Origin of the sequence: Neobacillus sp. CF12, from assembly GCF_030348765.1 — a bacterium.
Lineage (GTDB): Bacteria > Bacillota > Bacilli > Bacillales > Cytobacillaceae > Neobacillus.
The window spans coordinates 5,476,463-5,495,154 of the sequence record NZ_JAUCEU010000007.1 but is presented as its reverse complement, the minus strand read 5'-3'; the positions used below and the strand labels follow the sequence as shown (position 1 = coordinate 5,495,154).

The window sequence follows — 18,692 nt, the reverse complement described above, 5'->3', positions numbered from 1 at the left end:
GCTGACAATTATGTGTCAGCCTTTTAGTATTATTGTGAAGTTGTATATCTATAGTTTTACTTTTTGTAATCGTAACGCATTAAGGACAACGGAAACAGAGCTAAACGCCATTGCAGCACCTGCAAGCCAAGGTGCTAAGAACCCAAGTGCAGCAAATGGTATTCCGAGTGAATTATAGGCAAGTGCCCAGAAAAAATTTTGCTTAATATTAATGATGGTCTTCTTACTCATAAAAATGGCATCTGCAATGCTATTTAAATCACCGCGTATTAGGGTAATATCAGCAGCCTCCATTGCCACATCGGTTCCAGTTCCAATAGCCATCCCTATATCAGCCACTGCTAGTGCTGGGGCATCGTTAATCCCATCACCAACCATTGCTACTTTCTTTCCTTGTACCTGTAATTTCTTAATTTCATCTGCCTTGCCCTCTGGAAGAACTTCCGCAATCACATGGTCAATTCCAGCTTGTTTTGCAATCGCTTGTGCTGTCTGGTGATTATCACCGGTGATCATAATGACATCTAGCCCCATGGTTTTAAGCCGGTTGATAGCACTCTTTGAGGTATCCTTAATCGTATCGGCGACAGCAACGGTACCTGCATATTGACCGTCGATAGCTGCAAGCATGGCTGTCTTTCCTGCCCTTTCTAATTCATCCATTTTTTCGAAAGCGACGTCTGCATCCACATTATATTTATTCATTAATTTTCTAGTTCCTACTAATAATTCTCTACCTTCGATTATAGCTTTAATGCCAAAGCCCGGTATGGCTTCAAATCCTGTAACATCTTTTAACACAATTCCTCTATCTCTAACACCTTGGACAATTGCTTGTGCGAGAGGATGCTCCGATTGCTTTTCAGCTGAACCAACTAATGCTAATAATTCTTCTTCAGAAAAAAAATGATTTGTTGAAACATCTGTTAATACAGGCGTTCCGTTTGTTACTGTACCGGTTTTATCCAATACTACTGTGGTAATACGGTGGGTCATTTCTAAGTGTTCTCCACCTTTAAAAAGAATGCCATATTCTGCAGCCCTGCCTGAACCTGCCATGATTGAGGTTGGAGTTGCCAATCCTAGCGCACATGGGCAGGCAATTACGAGGACAGCTATCATTTTTTCTAGGGCCTCCGCAAAGTCTCCAGGTGCCACCCACACATACCAGATAATAAAAGTAAGAACCGCAATCCCAACAACGATTGGCACAAATACTCCAGATATTTTATCGGCAAGTCTTTGAATGGGTGCCTTTGAGCCTTGTGCTTCTTCAACCACTTTAATAATTTGCGCTAGTGCTGTATCTCTGCCGACCTTTTTTGCCTCAACCTTCAGGAATCCATTTTTGTTAAGTGTTGCCCCAATCACATCATCACCGATTGTCTTATCCACTGGGACACTCTCGCCTGTTAGCATGGACTCATCAATGGCTGAATTTCCTTCAATTATTTTTCCGTCCACAGGAATCTTTTCTCCTGGCTTTATATAGAGAATATCTCCAACGACAACTTCCTCAAGCGGGATTTCAAGTTCCTGCTCATCTCTTTCAACTATGGCTGTTTTCGCTTGAAGTCCCATCAATTTTTTGATTGCTTCTGATGAACGACCTTTCGCCTTCGCTTCAAAAAGTTTACCTAAGATGATTAGAGTAATGAGGACGGCACTTGTTTCATAATAAAGCTCAAGTGAGTGAATCCCCACAGATAGAGACAGGATTGATAAATATAAACTGTAAAAATAGGCCGCTGATGTTCCCAGGGCTACCAATACATCCATATTCGCACTTTTATTTTTTAGTGCCTTGTAGGCTCCTACGTAAAACTGGGAACCAATAATAAACTGAACAGGCGTAGCAAGTGCCAGTTGAACCCATGGATTCATAAAGGCTTCAGGAACCCAGATAAAGGCTGTGAATGAAAAGTGTCCAACCATAGCCCATAATAGTGGGAGGGAAAGAATAGCTGAAAAAATAAACTTCCCACTTTGCTTTTTAATTTCCTGTTGACGGTGATCGCTTGTTTCCTTTACATCTTCCTTTATATGAGCCCCATAACCAAGCTTTTCAACTTTTTTAATTAGGTCACTTGGTGTTAAAGTTGAACCATTGTACTCAACTGTAGCTTTTTCCAGTGCCAGATTCACATTTGCCTTAACAACACCATCTAGCTTATTTAAACCTTTTTCAATTCTTGTGGAGCAAGCGGCACAGGTCATTCCTGTAATATCAAACTCAGCTTTTTCGGTAACCACATCATAACCAAGGTCTCTTATCTTCTTTTCAATATCTTCAACCTTTAGTTTTTCAGGGTCGTATTTAATAGCTGATTTTTCTAATGCAAGATTTACAGTTGCGTTTTCTACACCTTCTAATTTATTTAGCCCTTTTTCAATCCTTAAGGCACAAGCAGCACAAGTCATTCCTGAAATCTGCAAATTGGTTTCTTTTAAATTTTGAGACATAAATGCCACCCCTTTATACCCCTATTGGGTATATTTTATTTAAAAAAGAACGTGCTAAAATTAGCACGTGTTCTTTCTATTTTACTTTACATCGTAACCTTGATCATCAATCGCTTCTTTGATTTTATCCAGTGATACCTCTTGATTGTTAAATTCAACATCTACTGTGTTTGCTTTTAAGTTAACCTTCACAGAGCTAACTCCGTTAAGTTCACCGACACTTCCTTCAACAGCTTTGATACAGTGATCGCATGACATTCCTTGTACGTTTAAAGTAACTTTTTCCATTTATATACACCCTTCCTTAATTAACACTTATTTAACCTTGTAATAGAGGTTATGTTCTTGATTCTATTTAACCATACCCCCCTACCCTATGTAAAGACTTTTTTATAATTCATTTTGTTGTTTTTCAAAGTTCTCTTTTAATAAATTTTCCCACTACAAAGACCAATAGGTAATTGTGTCAAAGATTCCTAACACTACCATTATAATTCCCGAAGTTCTTTGAATGAAAACACCAAACTTTCTTCCTTTTTTCATTAGTAGCCCACCTCCGCCTAAGTACCAAATGATAAGTATAATTAGAATGAGCGGCAGGGCAGTTCCCAATGCAAATAAGGATGGCAGGATAAAACCATAGGAACTGGACAATACGATTGGCATTAGGGTAACAAAAAACAGAATAAACATCGTTGGACAAAAAGCCAGCGAAAAACTGAAACCAAGCATAAAGGAACCTAATGGTGTTTCCTGTTGGTAATCTTTTGTACCTTTAAATAAATTGATTGTTCCTTTTAGTTTTATGAATCCTAACATATACATCCCAGCAATGATTAGCAGTGGTCCCATAACTTTGCGGATCCAAGGAAAATAGGAAATTAAGTTCTCTTGTATTTCTCTGCCTAATATCCATAACAGCCCACCTAATAAGGAGAATGCAACTATTTTACCTAAAGTAAAGAAGAGAACATCCTTCCAAACAATTTTCTGTTGAAAAGATCGGTTACCATATAGTGTTAATGCACTGATATTTCCAGTAAGCTGACATGGTGCCAATGCTCCTACTATGCCGAGGAGTAAAGCAAAAATGATAGGCCATGACTCCAAATTATTAGCGATGATAAAAAACGGTTTGCTGACAAATGAACTAAATTGGCTCATGAGATTGTACATAGAATCACCTTATTTTCATTAATGGAAACGAGGACTGTTTACTAAGTTAATACTATAACAATAGTAGTCAGATTTTTTGAAGAACCTATGGAGAGTTTTTGACAATTCTGGGACATATCAAGTAAGCAAAAAGCATCGACATTCTTGTGCCGATGCTTTTTACTTTGACTATTTTATTTCTACAACGTATGGATAGACAAATACTTGGCCGTTAAACTTAAACTCAGCCCATATTTTATAGACCCCAGGTTCTTTGAATTTTGTGGCAAACACTGGCTTGTTTCCATCGAGAGGATGAACGTGGATGTAGTTCTCTCCTTTTTCATCAAGAATCACGACATGGCCTAATGCTCCGAGATACTGTTCTGGGATTTCTCCTCCTAAGTCAAAAGTTAGTTGGATGTCTTCATTTACCTTTAATGAACTAGGCAGCAGTTTAACTGTATGACCGCCTGCTTCCTTCGTTAATTCGGTGTCAACGGTTAAAGAATCCCCTTCATGTTCATTATGATGTTCTCCGACCATGAATGGTATCGGCGTTACCTCATATGTCTTTCCTGTTGGTTTAATATCAACAAATGCTTTATACTCCCCTGCTGGAAGCGAATGAGGTACTTTGAAAACTCCAGGTTCGTTTGTTTGAGGATGTAAATGTTGATATTCTTTTAAATTGTTGCTGACAACAATTAAATGCAGCAGCTTTTCGTGATTTACCTCTAAATCGGATACTGGGTTTCCATCTAAATCTTTCAGGGTAATAATCAATTCTCCATTTTCAACTTCGAGACTAGGAGTGACCTCACTTTCGCCACTGTGGTTATCAGCATTTTCTTCATGTTCCTGACCGTGGTTACCCTCTACCTCTTGATCATGTGCTGTATTTGTCTCATTATGAGATTCTGTTTCTGAAAAAGAAGCATAGACGTAATACCCTCCTACAATTACAAAAAGGTATACTAAAGCAGAAATTGCCCATTTTTTCATTTTAACTCACTCCTTATTAATACATTTATACCTATATAGGGTATATTTTTTTGAAAAAAAATTTGTTCTTTAACTCCTTTTCTCTATGTTTTAGCCATCAAACCAACGTGGTAATATTGTTAACTCCTTGATGAAAAGATTATATTATACCCAGGTACGGTATGTAAAGGGGTTAATTTACAATTTCTTAATATTTTTGAGCAGCTCTTTTTGATGAATATTTCAAAAAATACAGATAAACTTACTTTATAATACTGGAATTCTTCAAAAGGAGGATTTATGAAACAAAATAATGTTGCTTTATTGATGGAGATTCTTGTGGTCTCTACAAAGCTCGGGCTTACATCATTTGGCGGTCCAATTGCCCATTTAGGATATTTTCATGAAGAGTATGTTCGGAAAAAGAAGTGGCTAGATGAACAAGGGTATGCCAATTTAGTAGCTCTTTGTCAATTCTTGCCCGGGCCTGCCAGCAGTCAGGTTGGGATAGGAATTGGTGTATTACGTGGGGGATTTTTAGGAGGGGTAGTTGCATTTCTTGGTTTCACGATTCCTTCGGTTATTGTACTTATCCTTTTTGCCATTATTTTAAAAGGAATGGATATCGGAAATGTAGGCTGGATTCACGGATTAAAAATTGTAGCTGTTGCAGTCGTTGCACATGCCATCTGGGGTATGGCACAAAAGTTAACCCCTGATCTGTCTCGAAAAACAATTGCTTTACTTGCATTAATTTGTTCTCTTTTATGGCAAACAGCTTATACACAGGTTAGTGTAATTCTAATTGCAGCCGTCGCAGGTTTCTTTATCTATACGGAACAGAAGGAAGATTCATCTCAAGTTATACAATTTCCACTTTCTCGAAAATTAGCAGTCCTCTGTTTAGGTTTATTTTTCGGATTACTCATCGTGCTTCCTATTTTAAGAGAGTTGACGGCTTCTAGTTGGGTGGCAATGTTTGATAGCTTTTATCGTTCTGGTTCTTTGGTCTTTGGCGGCGGTCATGTGGTATTACCGTTATTAGAACGAGAGTTTGTTCCTAGTGGTTTGCTCAGTAAAGAAGAATTCTTAGCAGGATATGGTGCTGCTCAGGCAGTACCTGGACCCTTGTTTACTTTCGCTGCCTATATAGGTGCAGTTGTAGATGGTTGGGCAGGAGGTTTGCTGGCAACCTTTGCAATCTTTCTCCCTGCGTTTTTACTGGTTTTAGGTACATTACCATTTTGGAGTAGCTTAAGCCGAAATCCAAAGATAAAAGGAGCATTAATGGGTGTGAACGCAGCAGTGGTTGGCATACTAATTTCTGCTTTTTATACTCCCATTTGGACTAGTTCGATTCTAGGACCAAAGGATTTTGCTTTTGCTGCCCTTATGTTTAGCATGCTTTCCTATTGGAAACTGCCACCTTGGGTGATCGTGATAACGGGAATTCTTGGAGGTTACTTACTTAGTTTGAATGTGTAAAAAAAACGAGGGTGCCCCAATTAAGGGACATCCTCGTTTTTTTAATTTTATAAACCACACTTAAGTTGGGTACCACAGTTAGAACATGTATTGCATCCGCCGATTTCTTTTACTTTTCCTTTGCGGCAGACAGGGCAAGTGTTACCAACTTCAGAACCAATCGTTACATCTGTTGAACGAAGGTCACTGATGGTATCAACAAGAACTACGTGCTGTTTCGTTTTTTCTTTGAATGTTGGTATCTCGTTTTCTTCTGCTTTAAGAGTCAGGACTTGTGAATCACGGGATCCATCCACATAGACAGTGCCTCCCTTAGCTCCGCCTTTGTAAAGACGCTCATACACTTTTTCCACTTGTTCTACACTGTAACCTTGTGGTGCATTTACAGTTTTACTTATAGAACTGTCAATCCAGCGTTGAATAACACATTGGACATCTGCATGTGCTTCAGGTGCCAACTCCATTGCTGCTACAAACCAACTAGGTAGATTCTCTGCATCTGCTTCTGGATGTTTATCAAGGTATTCTTGTACGATATCTGCTTTCACTTCAATAAATTTCCCTAAACGTCCACTTCGGAAATAAGAGAATGAGAAATAAGGTTCCAATCCAGTTGAAACGCCAACCATTGTTCCAGTACTCACTTTTGTTACTCTCTATAGTACTTTATAGAGGGCGGGAATATTAGTACCCGCTCCATATTTCGCAATATGGGTCAGACTCTATCACCAACCATAAATTTTATGGTTGCTCAGCGTATAGTCGTTGAGGGGTCAGCCACGACTTCCCTGCGGATTGTCTGGTAGGCAATAAGCCAACACTCTTACCTTTTTACCTGATTACATGTTGGCAAGACATAGGTAGTAAGAGATACGCCAGGGTTTCCCGCATATAGCTAAGTTTACGCAGCGCTCTTACGAACACTGGGGGCAATTACTTTACCCGTTGGAGCAACAGTTAGCAAATGTGAATTCCTTATTCCATTTTCTAATATAGATTGACGGACATCCTCAGGCATTTTTTTCATATATCCTGTATCGATGAATGCTTGTCGTAAACGATTTGTTTCCTCGTGAGTTTCACCATTTAAGAATGGAAAGCTTCCCTTTTCCTTGGCTAATTCTACTGATGTTTTGTATGCTGTGGTTGCAATTACTTCAAATACTTGATCAACAAGTTTATTTCCTTGTTCTGAACCGTACATTGTTTCGCAGTAAATAAGCATATCGTGTAAGCCCATTACTCCAAGACCAACTCGACGCTCTCCAAGAGCCTGCTTCTTATTTTCCTCAAGGAAGTATGGTGTAGCATTAATAACGTTATCTTGCATTCTAACACCAACAGCTACTGTCTTCTTTAACTTCTCGAAGTCAACTGTTTTTGTTTCCTTATCCGCCATTTCTGCAAGATTAACGGCTGCAAGGTTACATACTGAAAATGGTGCGAGAGGCTGCTCCATATTCTCGCTCTCTTATTTCTAAGAGGATTGGACTATCGCTTACAGTATCAATATACTGGCTCAACCGCTTTAGTCTCTCAGCCTGGCATTACCCTTGGCCCCTGTTGGCTTCACCTTTACGTGGTCAGCTTCCAAGTCAATTAGGTCGAGTTTTTAACGTGAGGCAAGCACTTTACCACACGGATTTGTTGCCACGACTTGCTGACCATATGCTTTTGCATTTGTCATGTCGTTGGCATTATCGATGAAGAATATTCCCGGTTCTGCAGAGTATGTTGCGCATATGTTTATAAGATTCCAAAGCTCTTTTGCTTGAATTTTCTTATAAACCCGTACTTTGTGACCAAGTTTTTCCCACTCACGCACGTCTCCAACATTATGCCATTCTTCATTGTAAATCTTCATTTCCTCTTTACTATAATGTTCAACATATGGGAAACGAAGTTCATACTCACTATCTTTTTCAACCGCGTCCATGAATTCTTTCGTTAAACATATAGAGATATTTGCACCTGTTAAGAATTCAGAATTATGAACAGTGTAGTTACCACCAGTTTGAAGCTTTTCTTCAGCCTCAGCAATGATTTCTTCACTAAAACCACCAGTTCCTGGAATATGTTTATAATTAACAATTCCTTGGTACATTGCCTTTTCTTGGGCAGTTAATGGAGTAAATTTAAGTTTGTCCTTAGCGTGTTTCTTAATCGTTTCATCATTTGTATTATCTATTAAAAATCGTAGAATTCTAGGATTTTGCATTTTAGAAATAATAAATTCAATAACATCTGGATGCCAGTCCGCCAACATTATCATTTGAGCTCCGCGTCTTGAACCGCCTTGCTCAACTAAATGTGTTAATTTCGCAATATCATCTAACCATGAAACAGATCCTGATGATTTTCCATTTACGCCTCTAGCCAAAGTATTTCTAGGTCGTAATGTAGATCCGTTTGTTCCTACTCCGCCGCCGCGGCTCATGATTTCCATTACCTGCTTACGGTGATCTGAGATACCTTCACGAGAGTCTGGTACAAATGGCATAACGTAACAGTTAAAGAATGTTACATCCGTTTCTGCTCCTGCGCCATAAAGCACACGCCCCGCTGGAATGAAGTTCATCGAAACAAGTTCATTGTAAAACTTTTCAAACCACTCAATTCTCTTCTCTTCTGTTTCCTCAACTGAGGCAAGCCCCGTTGCATTTCGCTTCGCAATTTGCTCGTAAAACAGTTCCAGAGGCTTTTCAATGACGTCTAAAGATCGCCAAATCGCTCCTGTTTCACTTTCTAGGGGATCATCTAGAACTCCTCTAAATTCCTCTTCCACTAAAACCTTTGCTTTTTTACTCTCCCAATCTATTTCCATGATGTATCCAAGACCGCGTGCTGGGAATTTTGGATCTTCTTTAATCGTGAGAACAACAAAGTCGCCATTTGTTAGGGTTATTTTTGCAGTGTCTTTAAAGGTGTAGCGGTCCAACATGACCAATCTCGAAACACCCTTATGAGTTATTTTCATATCTGGGGTTACTGGGTGCACCTGGGGGAATAAGTGGATATCCTCATTCAACCTATCAAAATCAATATTCATTTTTTGTCTAAAAACTACAGACATGAGAACAACTCCTTCAAAAAATTCTATATCTTGTGTGGATTCTAGTAAGCCAAGCTATATCTAGTTGACTTGATATACATAAGTTACCACAGGTAGGAAGTATAAATCAATATATAGTACCGAAAATATTTTCGACACCACTATATATTGTGTTAAAGGCAAAAAACATAAACTTTGTCAAACTCAAAATAAACTAGAAACACGAGCATATCTTAGAAATTTATTAATTTTCGCCAAAAAACAAGAAAATTTAACAAATTTCGCAGGTTGCGATTTTTATTTATAGGAAAATCACGTTAAAAAAAGGAGATAGAGTGATTATCTAGAATATGAAAAAACGGTATACTTAATAAAAGAGCTATATAAAAGGAGGAAAGTTTGATGATAGCACGAATTGAAATAGTGAACAACAACTATTTAGCCATATATGAACGCAACCTTAGCCATCCTGTAGAGGAGGTATGGTCATATTTAACCGATAACGAGAAACTGCCAAAATGGTTTTCTGAGCTCCGTGTAGACGAGCTTCGTGAAGGCGGGGTAATTAAATTTGATATGGGGGATGGAACGTTTGATGAGCTGACAATCCTCGATTTAAAATTAAATTCTATATTAGAATTTAGCTGGTGGGCAGACGCTGTACGGTTTGAATTGTCGCCAGAATCAGGAGGCTCTTCATTGCGGTTGATAGAAAAGATACATACTATTACAGAACATACACCAAGAGACCTAGCCGGCTGGCATGTTTGTTTAGATGTTATCGAAGCATTGCTTGATGACAGGTCAATAGAACGTAAAGAGGAATGGAAATATTGGTACGAAAAATATGTTAAGGAAATTGAAAAAGTTACTCAACAATAAAAAACAGGCGAACTCCTTAAAATGGGTTCGCATGTTCATTTTATCTTTTAAAATTCCATTCATCACTTTCATATCGTTCTTTAGCAATTTTATTTACATAGTCAAATTCTTCTTCTGTTAATTGGTACGATTCAAGTTCAATATTTAAACCTTCTGCAAAGCCTTTATAAAACGCTTCTTTGGCTTCCTCTAATGTAATTCTTCTCGGACTGATTTCATTAATAGCAACTGCTTTACTTTTAAAAGCAGATTTCATTCGTTCCTTAACTCTTTCACTCGGATATTTGAATAAGCTGAACAGTTTATCCTCATCTAGATCCAAAAGAATTGCACCATGTTGAAGAATTACTCCCTTTTGTCTTGTCTGTGCACTTCCAGCAACCTTACGCCCTTCGACCACTAATTCATACCAACTTGGGGCATCGAAACAAACTGCCGAACGAGGATTTTTCAGCGCACTTCGTTCTTCGTCTGTTTTTGGGACTGCGAAGTAAGCCTCTAATCCTAGTTGGTGAAATCCTTTTAAGATTCCTTCTGAAATAACACGGTAAGCCTCCGTTACCGTGTTAGGCATTTCAGGATGATCTTCCGAAACAATAACACTGTATGTAAGTTCATGCTCATGCAGCACACCACGACCGCCTGTAGGTCTTCTAACGAACCCTAATCCATGGGCTTTGACTGCCTCTAAGTCAATTTCCTTTTCAACCTTTTGGAAATACCCAATTGATAGAGTCGCAGGTTCCCAGCCATAAAAGCGTATAACAGGGGGTATTTTCCCCTCGCTATGCCAATCAAGTAATGCTTCATCTAAAGCCATATTAAATGATGGTGAACTATTTCCAGAATCTATGAAACGCCATACTTCTTTACTCATTATAAAACCTCATTCTTATGTAGTTTTCTCTAGAATTAGTCTACCAAAATCTGATGTGAATTCAAAACGAGAAGTTTTTGGTATAATGAAGAAGAAATATTTTGTCGTTTATTCTTTATCTTTGGACGATTGACTTATATAATAAAACATAGTGTACCAAAGCATGAAAGGAGCATAAAAAAATTGAATTCACTTATACCTCTATTAGTCATCATTGTAGCTGTTATAGCTTATTCCGTTTTTACCTATTTTTATCAAAAAAGGATTGTTAAAACGGTAACAGAAGAGGAGTTTCGTGCTGGTTATCGAAAAGCACAGTTAATCGATGTTCGTGAAGCAAATGAGTTCGATGCTGGTCATATTTTAGGAGCACGTAATATCCCAATTTCGCAAATAAAAATGCGAATGAAGGAACTTCGTCCTGATTTACCTGTTTACTTATATGATCAAAATGGCTTGCGCAGCGCACGTGCAGCACAGTTTTTACACCGTAAAGGATACAAGGATCTTACCCAGCTTCAAGGCGGATTCAAAAAGTGGACCGGTAAAGTAAAAGCAAAAAAATAAATCATCTGTGGGACTTCCGTTATGCGGAAGTCTTTTTCATTTGCTGCTCCAATATAAACCAAATGATTGTTACCCAATTTCCTCCCCCCTTCCAAATTTTCGGCACAATAACGAAAAGAGGGTCGGATTCAGCACACAGAATCCAACCCTCTTTTATATATTATGCTTTTTGGTATTTTAAGATTGGCTTACGAGCCGCTGTGGCTTCGTCCATACGTCCAACCACAGTTGTATGTGGTGCTTCTTGGACGATTTCTGGATTCTCTTCCACCTCTTTGGCAATTTGAATCATAATATCAACGAAAGAATCAAGAGTTTCTTTCGATTCTGTTTCGGTCGGTTCAATCATGATACATTCTTCCACATTTAATGGGAAGTAAATGGTTGGTGGATGATATCCAAAATCAAGCAGTCGTTTTGCAATATCCAACGTACGAACACCTAATTTTTTCTGTCTTCTTCCACTTAGTACAAATTCATGTTTGCAATGCTTATCAAATGGAAGATCATAATATTCAGCAAGTCTTCTCATCATATAGTTTGCATTTAAGACTGCATACTCCGTTACCGCCTTTAGGCCATCAGGACCCATAGAACGGATATAGGTATATGCACGAACATTAATTCCAAAGTTACCGTAGAAAGGCTTCACACGACCAATCGATTGCGGACGATCATAATCAAACACATACTCTTCTCCACGTTTGGTAATTACAGGCTTCGGCAGGAACGGAATCAAGTCTGCTTTTACACCGACTGGACCTGAACCAGGACCGCCGCCTCCGTGTGGGCCAGTAAAGGTTTTATGAAGATTTAAGTGAACCACGTCAAAGCCCATATCTCCCGGTCTTGCTTTGGATAGAACGGCATTTAAGTTTGCACCATCATAATAAAGTTTACCGCCTGCTCCGTGAACAATCTCAGCCATTTCTACGATATTTTCTTCAAAAAGTCCCAGCGTATTTGGATTGGTTAACATTAAAGCCGCCGTATCTTCCCCAACCACTCTTCTTAAATCATCAAGGTCAACTAAACCATATTCATTCGATTTAACAGTGATTGTTTCAAGCCCTGCGACGGTTGCAGAAGCTGGGTTTGTTCCGTGAGCTGAATCTGGGACGATAACCTTGGTACGTTTTAAATCACCGTTTGCCTCATGATAGGCACGAATCATCATCAATCCTGTCCATTCCCCGTGAGCACCGGCTGCTGGCTGTAATGTCACTTCGTCCATTCCAGTAATTTCAATCAAATGCTCCTGTAAATCATACAAAAGCTCAAGAGCTCCTTGGACAGAGCTTTCATCCTGAAGTGGATGAACATGAGCAAAACCGTTAAAACGGGCTACATTCTCATTGATTTTCGGATTGTATTTCATTGTACAAGATCCTAAAGGATAGAAACCTGAATCAACACCATGATTTCTTCTAGATAGGGCAGTGTAATGGCGCATAATATCAAGCTCTGAAACCTCAGGGAGTTCTGGTTCCTCACTGCGTAAGTAACCTTCAGGAAGAAGACTGCTAAGGTCTAGTTCAGGAACATCTATTTCTGGAAGGCTGTATCCAATTCTGCCCGGTGTACTAGATTCAAAAATGAGTGCCTGGTCTTGGTTATGCATGCAAATCCCCCACTTCTTTAACAAGAGTATCAATTTCTTCCTTCGATCTTTGTTCTGTTACCGCAACCAGCATATGGTTTGCAAGGTCCGGATAATCACGTCCTAAATCGTAGCCGCCTATAATTCCTTTTTGTAACAGTTGTTGATTAATCTCTTTAACTGGTTTGTTTAATTTAACCACAAATTCATTGAACAAATGGCCGTCATAAACTACTTCGAAGCCCGCTTCTTTAAAGGCATTTTTTGCATAGTGAGCTTTTTGCAAGTTTGCAGCAGCCATTTCACGTACACCTTTTTTACCAAGGGCTGTCATAGCAACCGATGCTGCTAAAGCATTTAACGCTTGGTTAGAACATATATTTGAAGTGGCTTTATCACGACGGATATGTTGTTCACGAGCTTGCAATGTTAATACAAATCCACGGCGTCCCTGATCATCAGTAGTTTGACCAACAAGGCGTCCTGGTACCTTTCGCATTAACTTAGTAGTTACTGCAAAATACCCGCAGTGTGGTCCGCCAAACGCAGTAGGGATTCCAAACGGCTGCGCATCGCCTATAACAATATCTGCACCAAACTTACCTGGAGGAGTTAATACCCCAAGAGAAAGCGGGTTACTTGAAACAACAAATAACGATTTGTTAGCATGAATGATTTCTTCTAGTTCCTTTAAAGGCTCAATGCGGCCAAAGAAGTTTGGATACTGCACGATTACGGCAGCAATCTCTTCATTTGCTAACCCTTTTAATGCCTCAATATCTGTTACCCCATTATTAGTAGGAACCTCAATAACATCAAGATACTGTCCTTTTGCATACGTTTTAAGGACTTCCTTTGATTCAGGGTGAACGGCGCCTGAAACAAGGATTTTTTTACGTTTTGTATGTCCTGCACTCAACATTGCGGCTTCAGCAAGAGCGGTGCCGCCATCATACATGGATGAGTTCGCAACATCCATGCCTGTTAATTCACAGATCATCGTTTGGAATTCAAAAATAGCTTGAAGTTCACCTTGAGAGATTTCAGGCTGATACGGTGTATAGGCTGTATAAAATTCAGAGCGAGAAATAACATGATCGACGATTACTGGCATGTAATGGTCATATACCCCTGCTCCTAAAAAGGATACATTTCTTTTTAAATCGGCATTGCGAGAAGCCATTTTGAAAAGTTCTTTCATCAAAGCAGTTTCAGATTTAGCAGCCTTGATATTATATTCACCTTTAAATCTAACTTTTTCTGGAATATCGCTGAATAATTCATCAATAGAGCTAACGCCAATTGTTTCAAGCATTGCCCTTTTATCTTCTTCAGTCATAGGTAAATAACGATGTTTCATAAACCTAATCTCCCCTCGTGTTTTACTTTTCTCGTTTATAAAAAGGTGTTGAGACTACTTTTGCCTTTAATCGTTTGCCGCGAATTTCAACTTCCAATTCAGAGTCAAGAACTGCATGTTCTTTTTTAATAAGGACAAGTCCAATATTCCTTTTCAAGGATGGTGACTGTGTACCAGTTGTTACCTCACCAATAAGTTCCTCACCTTTATAAACTGGGTATCCATGACGCGGGATACCACGGTCAATCATCTCAATACCTACTAATTTTCTAGATGCACCTTTTTCTTTTTGCTGCTTAAGTGCTTCTTTGCCAATAAAATCTGCTTCTTTATTTAACTTAACAGCAAAACCAATTCCCGCTTCCAGTGGAGTAATTTCAGGTGATAATTCTTGACCATAAAGAGCAAGTGTTGCTTCAAATCGAAGTGTATCCCTTGCACCTAAGCCACAAGGTATAACGCCTTCTTCCTCTCCTGCGGATAAAATTGCCTTCCAAAGTTCTACCGCATCAGAGGAATCACAATATACTTCAAAACCATCTTCCCCGGTATAACCAGTACGTGAAACAAGTGCAACTTTGCCGTTTAATTTCACTTCCTGTTGGAATTTAAAAAAGCCAATTCCACTTAAGTCACTGTCAACTGAAAGCTTTTGAAGAACTTTTTCTGCAACTGGTCCTTGAAGAGCCAGCTGTGCCATTTTTTCAGATAAGTTTTCTATCGTAACATTTCCCTCTAAATGGTCTTCAAGCCATTTATAATCCTTATCGATATTTGATGCGTTTACCACCAGTAAGTAATGATTGTCTTCTAGTTTATAGACAAGCAGATCATCCACCGTACCGCCATTTTCATAGCACATCGCGTTGTACTGTGCCCCGCCATTTTTAATTTTTGAAATATCGTTTGTTAACATCTTTTGCAAGTAGTTTAAGCTGTCTGGTCCTGTGACGATGACTTCCCCCATATGAGAAACATCAAATAAACCAGCCCTAGTACGGACTGCTTCGTGTTCTTCCTTGATGCTTGAGAATTGAACAGGAAGTTCCCAGCCGCCAAAATCAATCGTTTTTCCACCATATTCTTTATACACTTCAAATAGCGGAGTGCGTTTTAATTCAGTCATCAATAATCCCCCTTCAACCAAAGATGTTTTTCAATTGTTATTTACATTTTTTAATCCAGCGCAAAAACAAAAAAGGACAGAAACCTCCCTTTTTAAAAAAGAAGGTCTCTGTCCTTGCACCTGAAAGTTTACCTAGGTTCGGCTTTCCCCTTTGGTGGCTGCCCTTGTGTCAGCACTCTCCAGAGTTGCGTCAAACAAGAGTTCTTTTGCCTGAGAGATTCACACTTTGTGCTTGCTCCTTCGGCGCTACATTTGTAGTCTCTCCCCTTGTCATCATCCGCATTATAATATTTTCACATTCGGGTCATACTAAAATATACATCTGAAAAAAATTTATTTTATTACAATATTTAAAACTTTCAAAGCTATTTCCATCCTACCATTAAAACATAATGTTGAGCAATAAATTTTTACGCATAAAGGAGCTGAAACCATGAGCGTTGAAATAGAATTTGATTCCTCCTGGCAGGATGAATTTTTACATAGAATTGAGAATGATGGGCCATGGGGAAATTGGGAGCTTTTTAAGCTGGCGGTTGGTGTTGAAAAACATCTAATTATCCCTGACTTTGAAGGCTTACAAGCACCAAATCATTTGCCTAATCTGACTCCGCTTCCTCACCAACTTGAAACCGCAAAACAAGTAATTGAGAATATGAATGGAAAAGCTATTCTTGCAGATGAGGTGGGGCTAGGAAAAACGATAGAAGCAGGTCTTATTTTAAAAGAATACATGATTCGTGGACTTGTAAAAAAGGTTCTTATTCTTGTTCCCGCCTCTTTAGTAACACAGTGGTCCCACGAATTAAATAGTAAGTTTTTTATTCCCGCTATTTCTCAAAAGAAAAGTTATGTTTGGGAGCAATGTGATGTTGTCGTCTCGTCAATTGATACGGCCAAACGGGACCCGCACCGTGAGATTATCTATAAACAGGACTATGATTTAATCATTATTGATGAAGCACACAAGCTAAAGAACAATAAAACTAAAAACTATGAGTTTGTTCAAAATCTGAAAAAAAAGTTTTGTCTGCTTCTTACTGCAACACCAATCCAAAATCGAATTGAGGAAATCTTTAACCTAGTTTCCCTTCTAAAACCTGGACATTTAGGCAGTGAAACAGCATTTTTTGAAAAATACAAACGCGATGCACGCTCTTTAAATGACAATGAACATTTAAAAGAGTTAGTGAATAAAGTAATGATTCGAAATCGGCGTGCCGACACTGGGATTGAATGGACGAAAAGGCATGTTGAAACGATTGCGATTGAATTTACACCTCAAGAGAAAGAATTGTACGAAGCGATTACTGATTTAAAGAGCGAGGGAGATTGGGTCCAAACCAGTGCCTTCTCGGTTATGACCTTACAGCGGGAAGCGTGCAGCAGCAGGGAGTCTGTCTTTTATACCCTTAAAAATATGCTGCAAAAAAAGGAAAATCCAACTAAGGCGTTCGAAGACCAAATTCAATATTTAATTTCTAAGGTAGAGGCCGTTCAAACCAACTCAAAAGCAGAAAAGGCATTAGAATTGATACAAAAAATAAATGATAAGGTCATTATTTTTACCGAATATAGAGCAACCCAAATGTACCTGCAATGGTATTTAAAACAAAACGGGATATCATCTGTTCCTTTTCGCGGGGGCTTCAAACGCGGTAAAAAAGACTGGATGCGTGAGCTATTTCAAAAGCATGCACAAGTATTAATTGCAACTGAAGCTGGTGGTGAAGGAATTAACCTTCAATTCTGTAATCACATTATTAATTTTGACTTACCGTGGAATCCAATGAGGCTGGAGCAAAGAATCGGAAGGATTCATCGTCTTGGTCAAGAAAAAGACGTTATGATTTATAACTTTGCGATACAGAACACAGTGGAAGAACATATTTTAAAGCTTTTATATGAAAAAATCGAACTATTTGAGAAAGTAATTGGGGATTTAGATGATATTTTAACCAAGTTAGACTTCGGAAGCATTGAAGATCATTTAATAGATATTTTTGGACAATCCTGCTCCGAGGGTGAAATGCGAATTAAGATGGAAAACCTTACATCAATGATTGATTTGGCTAAAGATATGCAGAAGGAGGATTCTCATGCAGCAGCTGGAAATTCATAACTTTCTCATTCGCTATTTTCAGGCTAATGAATGTGAAATAACTGAGAATGGTCCAGGATACTTAAGTGTTCAGTTAACGATCGAGCTTGATAAAGAATTAATGAATCGGCCATTTTATTGGCATTACCTAGAAAAAACAGGTGGTATTCCGAATCCGATGAAGCTTACTTTTATTACAAACCCACAGATAGCACCTGAAAATCTTAAGGGGGAAACGATACATTTTGGATCTCCTCGGCTTCATCAAATATTTCAATCGACAAAAAAGCTATCCAGTTACATCAGGCTATATGAAAATCACAAACATAACAATCAACAAACACCTTTAATGCCATGGTTGTGTATGAATGTTAAAATCTCGTATCAATGTGATCGTAAACGGGATATATATAAATCGATTGGCTTGCAGCTCATCAATGGACAAATGGTAGAGGATTTCCATGATCGTCTGCAAAATGTGCAACTGACACCAAAAATACCAGATTATTCTTTTACGCTTTCACCGCTTGTAAAACCGAAAAGCGGCATGTCGAGAATCGAAAACTATCTAAAATCATTGATTGAACAAGATGATCATTCCTGGGCTGATGAGGCTAGGAACCGTTGGGAGCAAGATTTGAGGCTTCTTCACCATTTTTATGAGGATGTGGAAGAAGAAAATGAAAGTTTTGAAACGGAGAAGAAGGCATTAAAGGAGCAGTACGAACCAAAAATAAATATATCATTTATTAATGGTGGGTTGTTTTATTTAACCGATAAGGCTGTATAAAAAAGAAGCAGATTCGCATCTGCTTCTTTACCTTTTTCGTCTATTCTTCACTTCAATATAAAAAATATATGGAAGAATCCCGAACCAACGATACCAAAAAGATGCCTTTGCTTGTTTCCGCTCTTCTCGAAGTCGTTTTCGTTCATCTTTTGGCTGGTCTGCATATTTAACAAGGGTTTGAGTCATATATTTTACATAATCATTTGTTTTCATGGACACACCTGCCTTCTTGTAATCACTAAAAGTATGT

General features: G+C 38.6%; 14 protein-coding genes, 3 pseudogenes and 1 riboswitch. Of the genes and pseudogenes, 5 read left to right on the top strand and 12 right to left on the bottom strand.

All coding sequences use genetic code 11. The annotated features are described in order from the left end of the window. Positions 1 to 48: 48 nt before the first annotated feature. From QUG14_RS26290 to QUG14_RS26275, 4 genes are all read right to left on the bottom strand, one after another. The gene (locus tag QUG14_RS26290) at positions 49 to 2,463 is read right to left on the bottom strand and encodes a heavy metal translocating P-type ATPase (protein ID WP_289343413.1); all 2,415 of its coding nucleotides are present in this window, start codon (positions 2,461 to 2,463) and stop codon (positions 49 to 51) included. An 81-nt stretch (positions 2,464 to 2,544) separates the two neighbouring features. Continuing rightward, on the bottom strand, positions 2,545 to 2,751 hold the full coding sequence (gene copZ, locus QUG14_RS26285; protein WP_289343412.1) for a copper chaperone CopZ: 207 nt from the start codon (positions 2,749 to 2,751) through the stop codon (positions 2,545 to 2,547). 153 nt (positions 2,752 to 2,904) lie between these two features. After that, positions 2,905 to 3,639, bottom strand: coding sequence for an urease accessory protein UreH domain-containing protein (locus tag QUG14_RS26280; RefSeq protein WP_289343411.1), 735 nt, complete (start codon positions 3,637 to 3,639; stop codon positions 2,905 to 2,907). A gap of 168 nt (positions 3,640 to 3,807) precedes the next feature. Next, entirely contained in the window at positions 3,808 to 4,623 is an 816-nt protein-coding gene (locus tag QUG14_RS26275; protein WP_289343410.1) for a hypothetical protein, read from the bottom strand. Positions 4,624 to 4,902: 279 nt separating this feature from the next. On the opposite strand from QUG14_RS26275, the gene QUG14_RS26270 reads away from it, so the two are divergent. Next, positions 4,903 to 6,087, top strand: a complete 1,185-nt coding sequence (locus QUG14_RS26270; RefSeq protein ID WP_289343409.1) for a chromate transporter — start codon at positions 4,903 to 4,905, stop codon at positions 6,085 to 6,087. A gap of 47 nt (positions 6,088 to 6,134) precedes the next feature. Here the strand turns inward: QUG14_RS26270 and QUG14_RS26265 are convergent. The 3 pseudogenes from QUG14_RS26265 to QUG14_RS26255 all read right to left on the bottom strand — a co-directional run. Continuing rightward, a pseudogene (locus QUG14_RS26265) lies at positions 6,135 to 6,728 on the bottom strand (hypothetical protein); the annotation flags it as partial. 299 nt (positions 6,729 to 7,027) lie between these two features. Beyond that, positions 7,028 to 7,543, bottom strand: a pseudogene (locus QUG14_RS26260) (vitamin B12-dependent ribonucleotide reductase); the annotation flags it as partial. Between the two features lie 177 nt (positions 7,544 to 7,720). After that, a pseudogene (locus QUG14_RS26255) lies at positions 7,721 to 9,160 on the bottom strand (vitamin B12-dependent ribonucleotide reductase); the annotation flags it as partial. Between the two features lie 381 nt (positions 9,161 to 9,541). Here QUG14_RS26255 and QUG14_RS26250 point away from each other — a divergent pair. Then, a complete protein-coding gene (locus QUG14_RS26250; protein ID WP_289343407.1) occupies positions 9,542 to 10,021 on the top strand; it encodes an SRPBCC family protein in 480 nt (159 codons plus the stop codon). A 40-nt stretch (positions 10,022 to 10,061) separates the two neighbouring features. On the opposite strand, the gene QUG14_RS26245 is transcribed toward QUG14_RS26250, so the two are convergent. Beyond that, positions 10,062 to 10,898: a lipoate--protein ligase family protein gene (locus QUG14_RS26245; RefSeq protein ID WP_289343406.1), complete on the bottom strand. Its 837-nt coding sequence runs from the start codon at positions 10,896 to 10,898 to the stop codon at positions 10,062 to 10,064. A 183-nt stretch (positions 10,899 to 11,081) separates the two neighbouring features. Between QUG14_RS26245 and QUG14_RS26240 the strand changes: the two genes are divergently transcribed. After that, positions 11,082 to 11,465, top strand: a complete 384-nt coding sequence (locus QUG14_RS26240) for a rhodanese-like domain-containing protein (protein WP_289343405.1) — start codon at positions 11,082 to 11,084, stop codon at positions 11,463 to 11,465. A 160-nt stretch (positions 11,466 to 11,625) separates the two neighbouring features. Here the strand turns inward: QUG14_RS26240 and gcvPB are convergent, their stop codons facing one another. Genes gcvPB through gcvT form a run of 3 tightly spaced genes read right to left on the bottom strand, consistent with a single transcriptional unit; the run spans position 11,626 to position 15,551 of the window. Beyond that, positions 11,626 to 13,086: an aminomethyl-transferring glycine dehydrogenase subunit GcvPB gene (gene gcvPB, locus QUG14_RS26235; RefSeq protein WP_289343404.1), complete on the bottom strand. Its 1,461-nt coding sequence runs from the start codon at positions 13,084 to 13,086 to the stop codon at positions 11,626 to 11,628. Next, complete coding sequence (gcvPA, locus tag QUG14_RS26230) at positions 13,079 to 14,425, bottom strand: aminomethyl-transferring glycine dehydrogenase subunit GcvPA (protein ID WP_289343403.1); 1,347 nt, start codon at positions 14,423 to 14,425, stop codon at positions 13,079 to 13,081. The genes gcvPB and gcvPA overlap by 8 nt, the downstream gene beginning before the upstream one ends. Before the next feature lie 22 nt (positions 14,426 to 14,447). After that, the gene (gene gcvT, locus QUG14_RS26225; RefSeq protein WP_289343402.1) at positions 14,448 to 15,551 is read right to left on the bottom strand and encodes a glycine cleavage system aminomethyltransferase GcvT; all 1,104 of its coding nucleotides are present in this window, start codon (positions 15,549 to 15,551) and stop codon (positions 14,448 to 14,450) included. 188 nt (positions 15,552 to 15,739) lie between these two features. After that, positions 15,740 to 15,828: riboswitch (glycine riboswitch) on the bottom strand. A gap of 156 nt (positions 15,829 to 15,984) precedes the next feature. Here gcvT and QUG14_RS26220 point away from each other — a divergent pair. Then, entirely contained in the window at positions 15,985 to 17,673 is a 1,689-nt protein-coding gene (locus QUG14_RS26220; RefSeq protein ID WP_289343401.1) for a DEAD/DEAH box helicase, read from the top strand. Further along, positions 17,651 to 18,442: a YqhG family protein gene (locus QUG14_RS26215; protein ID WP_289343400.1), complete on the top strand. Its 792-nt coding sequence runs from the start codon at positions 17,651 to 17,653 to the stop codon at positions 18,440 to 18,442. Before QUG14_RS26220 ends, QUG14_RS26215 begins: the two co-directional genes overlap by 23 nt. Positions 18,443 to 18,469: 27 nt before the next feature. Here the strand turns inward: QUG14_RS26215 and QUG14_RS26210 are convergent, their stop codons facing one another. Then, entirely contained in the window at positions 18,470 to 18,655 is a 186-nt protein-coding gene (locus QUG14_RS26210; protein WP_179157113.1) for a YqzE family protein, read from the bottom strand. Positions 18,656 to 18,692: the final 37 nt, after the last annotated feature.